We start from the raw sequence: 4821 nt of genomic DNA, 5'->3' as shown, positions 1-4821 counted from the left end.
GTTTTAGCCAGTACGGAGGTGATGGCAGCAGTCAGGGTTGTTTTACCATGGTCAACGTGGCCGATAGTACCGACGTTAACGTGCGGTTTTGTACGTTCAAACTTTTCTTTAGACATCGATTGTCCCTCTAAGACACGGTTAAATCGGTGATATCACCACATCAACCAGGCATATGCCTGAATTGCTGAATTGAATTAACAGAAGAGAATCAGGGATGAGAAAAGGAAGTGGTGCTGATAGGCAGATTCGAACTGCCGACCTCACCCTTACCAAGGGTGCGCTCTACCAACTGAGCTATATCAGCACATCTGGAGCGGGCAGTGGGAATCGAACCCACATCATCAGCTTGGAAGGCTGAGGTAATAGCCATTATACGATGCCCGCATCCTGGAACTCGGCTACCTGGATGTCTTTCTGCATTACGATAAGAGAAGGCCTCTTATCATTCGAGTCGATTAGTTTGTGGCTTTTCAACTCTGGCTACGAATTACGTCGCCGTATATGGTGGTGGGGGAAGGATTCGAACCTTCGAAGTCGATGACGGCAGATTTACAGTCTGCTCCCTTTGGCCGCTCGGGAACCCCACCTGGGGTATTAAAGTACTTGATGGTGCCGGCTACCGGAATCGAACTGGTGACCTACTGATTACAAGTCAGTTGCTCTACCTACTGAGCTAAGCCGGCATCAAGTAGGGCGCATTTTAGGGAGACCTGAGCCGTCTTGCAACAAAAAAATTGCATAAAATGCACTACCGCTTACATTTTATTCTAATTGATGTGATTATGCTGATTAATTCACCAATTGAGTATGAATTTCGTGCAACAGGAATTCGATTTTTTCGTTTTTAGATTTCCTGCCATCATTTTTATCGGTGAGGAAAGTCATTCCGGCGTATAAAAAACAAGCTATCGTGCCCTGCAGATGACTTTTTATAGACTAAAAAATTTTATTTTTTCTGCTGTGTGTACCCGCAACGTCTTAAAAAGAGCCAAATTCAGCCCATTAAAGAGCACTGGCATTATCGTTGTCGGGGTTTAACAACGTGACGAATCCATTGTATTGCATCATTAACACTGTTTTTTCTTCTTATTTTTTCACTTCCGGTGTTACCCTCCTGCCCATTATGAAACATTGAATGCGTCGTGCTGCTTTAGCCTTCTCCCATTCAGGAAGATGTCTCTGGCTAAATACAAGACGTAAATATTGTTTTGAACGACAGAAAGCATGCTTATGAGCAACAGAGAACAAATATTGGCAATGACTCCTTATTTGCATTTTGATCGCAAGCAGTGGGCTGCACTGCGTGATTCTGTTCCGATGACGCTGACAGAAGCTGAAATTGCGCGTTTAAAAGGGATCAACGAAGACCTCTCTTTAGAAGAGGTGGCTGAGATCTATCTCCCTTTATCGCGATTACTGAACTTCTATATAAGTTCTAACCTTCGCCAGCAAGCCGTCCTGGAGCAGTTCTTAGGCACCAGTGGCCAGCGTATTCCGTATATCATTAGCATTGCGGGAAGCGTCGCTGTCGGCAAAAGTACGACGGCAAGAGTGTTACAGGCGTTATTAAGCCGCTGGCCTGAGCATCGTCGAGTAGAGTTGATCACTACTGATGGTTTTCTTCATCCCAATGCCGTGCTGAAAGAACGCAATCTGATGAAGAAGAAAGGATTTCCACAATCCTATGATATGCATCGTTTGGTACAATTTGTATCAGATATTAAATCAGGTGTGCCTGACGTCACCGCCCCAGTGTATTCACATCTTTTTTATGACGTCATACCCGATGGGGATAAAACGGTAACACAACCTGATATTTTAATTCTCGAAGGGTTAAATGTTCTGCAAAGTGGGATGGATTATCCCCATGACCCACATCATGTGTTTGTTTCAGACTTTGTAGACTTTTCTATTTATGTTGATGCCCCCGAGGAACTATTACAGCGTTGGTATATTAATCGCTTTTTAAAATTCCGTGAAAGTGCATTTACTGACCCTGACTCCTATTTCCATAATTACGCAAAGCTTTCTGAAGATGAAGCCATTGATGTTGCCAGGAAACTGTGGAACGAAATCAATCTACTGAATTTAAAGCAAAATATATTACCAACTCGGGATCGTGCAAGTCTGATTATGACTAAAGTCGAAAATCATGCGATTGCCAATGTTAAACTGCGTAAATAAATCTTAAGGGGATAATATCCCCTTAATTGACCCCTCGCAGAGAAATTTCCCCGCCGACCCAGGCTTTTGTTACCCCATCCTGTTCCAGTAATAAACCACCTTGTTCATTAATGCCGCGGGCAATACCATAGACTTCTCGCTCGCCAATAATAAGTTTTACCGGTCGATCGATATAATTATCCAACTGTTTCCAGCGCGGAAGAAAAGGCGTTAACCCTTCTTTCTCAAAGTGCATTAAAGCCAGACGCAGTTCTTTAATTAATGAAATAGACAGTTGGTTTCTATCAATATCGAGACCGATTTGCTGCAGGTTTATCCAGCCCTGGTTCACGATATCTGAAGCCACACTTTTCATTGCCAGATTAATCCCCGCCCCCATGACTATTTGTGCAGCATCCCCTGTTTTACCTGTCAGTTCGACCAAGATACCTGCAAGTTTTCGATCATTAAGGTAAAGATCGTTCGGCCATTTGACTCTAACATCCCTGGCTCCTAACTGCTGCAGAACCTCAGCAATAACAATCCCAATCACCAGACTCAAACCGATCGCTGCGGCAGGACCTTGTTCAAGACGCCAGTACATCGAAAGATAGAGGTTAGTGCCAAAGGGAGAAAACCACTGCCGACCACGTCTTCCACGTCCAGCCTGCTGATACTCAGCGATGCAAGCATCACCTGATTGAAGCGTATCAAGCCGTTCAAGTAAGTACTGATTAGTGGAATCGATCACTGGCAGGACATTAACGGTACCTTCGCTAATTTGTGAAAGAATAAAAGCTTCGTCAAGCAGCTGTATGGGTTCTGGTAAGCTGTATCCTTTGCCTGGGACAGTAAACACGTCAATCCCCCAATCACGCAGGGTTTGAATATGCTTATTAATCGCAGCCCGACTCATACCCAATTGTTCACCTAGTTGTTCCCCTGAGTGAAATTCACCATCAGACAGAATACCAATGAGTGTTAGTGGGACAGTATTATCTTTCATGCAATAGCCTCCAGTGCATTCACTTCCTGGTTTGTACCGATAAAACGAACCTCGGGCTCCAGCCAGACATTAAACTTATTTCCAACTTGCTGACGAATGTAATGAGCAAGTGCCACAATGTCCTCACTACTGGCATTGTCTTCGTTAATAATCACTAAGGCCTGTTGCCGATGTACCGCAGCCCCACCCATCCGATAGCCTTTTAATTGGCATTGATCGATAAGCCAGCCGGCGGCAAGCTTAACCTGCCCATCTGGCTGTAAATAATGCGGGACATTGGAATAGTGGGCAAATAAAGCCTGCGCTTGTTCGGTAGCGATGACTGGATTTTTGAAGAAGCTGCCTGCATTTCCATTCACTTTAGGGTCAGGTAACTTCGATCTTCGCATTTCACACACGCAATCAAATATTTTCTGGGCGGAAACCGTCTTCGGATCCAATTGAGTAAGGGATCCATAAGTAAGAACAGGTTGCCATGCTTTAGTCAGACGGAGTCCCACTGCGACAATCGCATAGTGCTTATAATCAGCTCGTTTAAATATACTTTCACGGTAGCCAAACTGGCATTGCTCAGAGTCAAGACGCAAAGCTTGCCCACTGTTCAGGTCAATGCAGTCAACATACTGACAAACTTGCTTAATTTCGACGCCATAAGCACCTATATTTTGAATAGGTGCAGAACCGGCACAACCGGGGATTAAGGCCAAATTCTCAAGGCCAGGAATGCCCCGCTGGAGTGTTTTTTCTACTAATTGATGCCAGTTTTCGCCAGCACCAATATGCAGTAGCCAGGCATCATCCTGTTCTGTAACCTCTATTCCTTTGATTCGGTTCACGATCACTGTACCGTCAAAATCACTCAGGAAGAGTACATTGCTACCCTCTCCTAATATCATGGCAGGCTGTTTATTACTGATGGCATCAGCCCAGGCTCCTGCCAATTCATTAACAGATTCCACAACAGTAATACGTTTGGCATTAGCCTGAATACCAAAGGTATTAAAAGACTTCAGAGAGGTGTTCATCGTAGTTCTGTTCCACAAAATAGACGAGATTAGTTTACCTGATCCATCGCTTATGGCCTTTCTCTTTTTCACTGATACTCTGTTGATATTCAGATTATAGGATGCGGTTTCTTTATGCAGAGAAGTCGATTCTGGCTGGCATTCTTGGCTGCTCAGTATCAGGACCTCTCTGACATCACGAGAAGTCGCCTTATCACCAGGAACCATCGCGGATGATGAGCATTTTTTCAGTATTCAGAATGCAAAAAAACCTGCTCTTTTGACCAGGGTTCCTGCTTGGCTGATGCCAGGCTGCCCAGGAACAGAGTCCTGCGGCGTTCTTTTCGCCATAAACGCAAAAACCCCGGCCGTCAGACTGGGGTTTTTGCTTAATTTGATGCCTGGCAGTTCCCTGTTCTCGCATGGGGAGATCCCACACGACCACCGGCGCTACGGCATTTCACTGCCGGGTTCGGCATGGGGCGGTGGGACCACCCCGCTACAGCCGCCCCTCCTCCGGCTTTTAACCTGATACCGCGCTGGCTGCGCCCGGTCAGTCAGTCACATACTGGACGCATGCTCCTTCATAACCTCCCCTGCCGCCTTGTTCCTGCAATATCAAACCCCTGATAAACGTTCTCAGAGGCC

General features: G+C 45.5%; 4 protein-coding genes and 4 tRNA genes. 1 reads left to right on the top strand and 7 read right to left on the bottom strand.

The features are described from left to right. From JK154_RS17405 to JK154_RS17385, 5 genes are all read right to left on the bottom strand, one after another. Positions 1-116, bottom strand: a 116-nt coding sequence (locus JK154_RS17405) for a GTP-binding protein (RefSeq protein ID WP_249215989.1), incomplete at its 3' end; no start/stop codon positions are given. Positions 117-228: 112 nt separating this feature from the next. Continuing rightward, positions 229-304: transfer RNA gene (locus JK154_RS17400), tRNA-Thr, on the bottom strand. A gap of 5 nt (positions 305-309) precedes the next feature. Next, a tRNA-Gly gene (locus tag JK154_RS17395) sits at positions 310-384 on the bottom strand. A 118-nt stretch (positions 385-502) separates the two neighbouring features. Then, positions 503-587, bottom strand: a tRNA-Tyr gene (locus tag JK154_RS17390). Between the two features lie 20 nt (positions 588-607). Continuing rightward, a tRNA-Thr gene (locus JK154_RS17385) sits at positions 608-683 on the bottom strand. A 541-nt stretch (positions 684-1224) separates the two neighbouring features. Here JK154_RS17385 and coaA point away from each other — a divergent pair. Then, on the top strand, positions 1225-2184 hold the full coding sequence (gene coaA, locus JK154_RS17380; protein ID WP_211993988.1) for a type I pantothenate kinase: 960 nt from the start codon (positions 1225-1227) through the stop codon (positions 2182-2184). 22 nt (positions 2185-2206) lie between these two features. On the opposite strand, the gene birA is transcribed toward coaA, so the two are convergent. Further along, positions 2207-3169 carry a bifunctional biotin--[acetyl-CoA-carboxylase] ligase/biotin operon repressor BirA gene (gene birA, locus JK154_RS17375; RefSeq protein WP_211993986.1) on the bottom strand — a complete coding sequence of 321 codons (963 nt, stop codon included), beginning with the start codon at positions 3167-3169 and terminating at the stop codon, positions 2207-2209. Beyond that, positions 3166-4194 (bottom strand): UDP-N-acetylmuramate dehydrogenase, encoded by a 1029-nt coding sequence (gene murB / locus JK154_RS17370; RefSeq protein WP_211993984.1) that lies wholly within the window; start codon positions 4192-4194, stop codon positions 3166-3168. The genes birA and murB overlap by 4 nt, the downstream gene beginning before the upstream one ends. Positions 4195-4821: the final 627 nt, after the last annotated feature.

This window comes from Citrobacter sp. JGM124, from assembly GCF_018257795.1.
GTDB lineage: Bacteria > Pseudomonadota > Gammaproteobacteria > Enterobacterales > Enterobacteriaceae > JGM124.
The sequence above is the reverse complement of the archived record's forward strand: the minus strand, read 5'-3'. Positions and strand labels throughout refer to the sequence as shown.

Excerpts from the sequence above, each read along its gene's own strand:
- coaA (WP_211993988.1), top strand. The coding sequence starts at position 1,225 with ATGCTTATGAGCAACAGAGAACAAATATTGGCAATGACTCCTTATTTG.
- birA (WP_211993986.1), bottom strand. The coding sequence starts at position 3,169 with ATGAAAGATAATACTGTCCCACTAACACTCATTGGTATTCTGTCTGAT.
- murB (WP_211993984.1), bottom strand. The coding sequence starts at position 4,194 with ATGAACACCTCTCTGAAGTCTTTTAATACCTTTGGTATTCAGGCTAAT.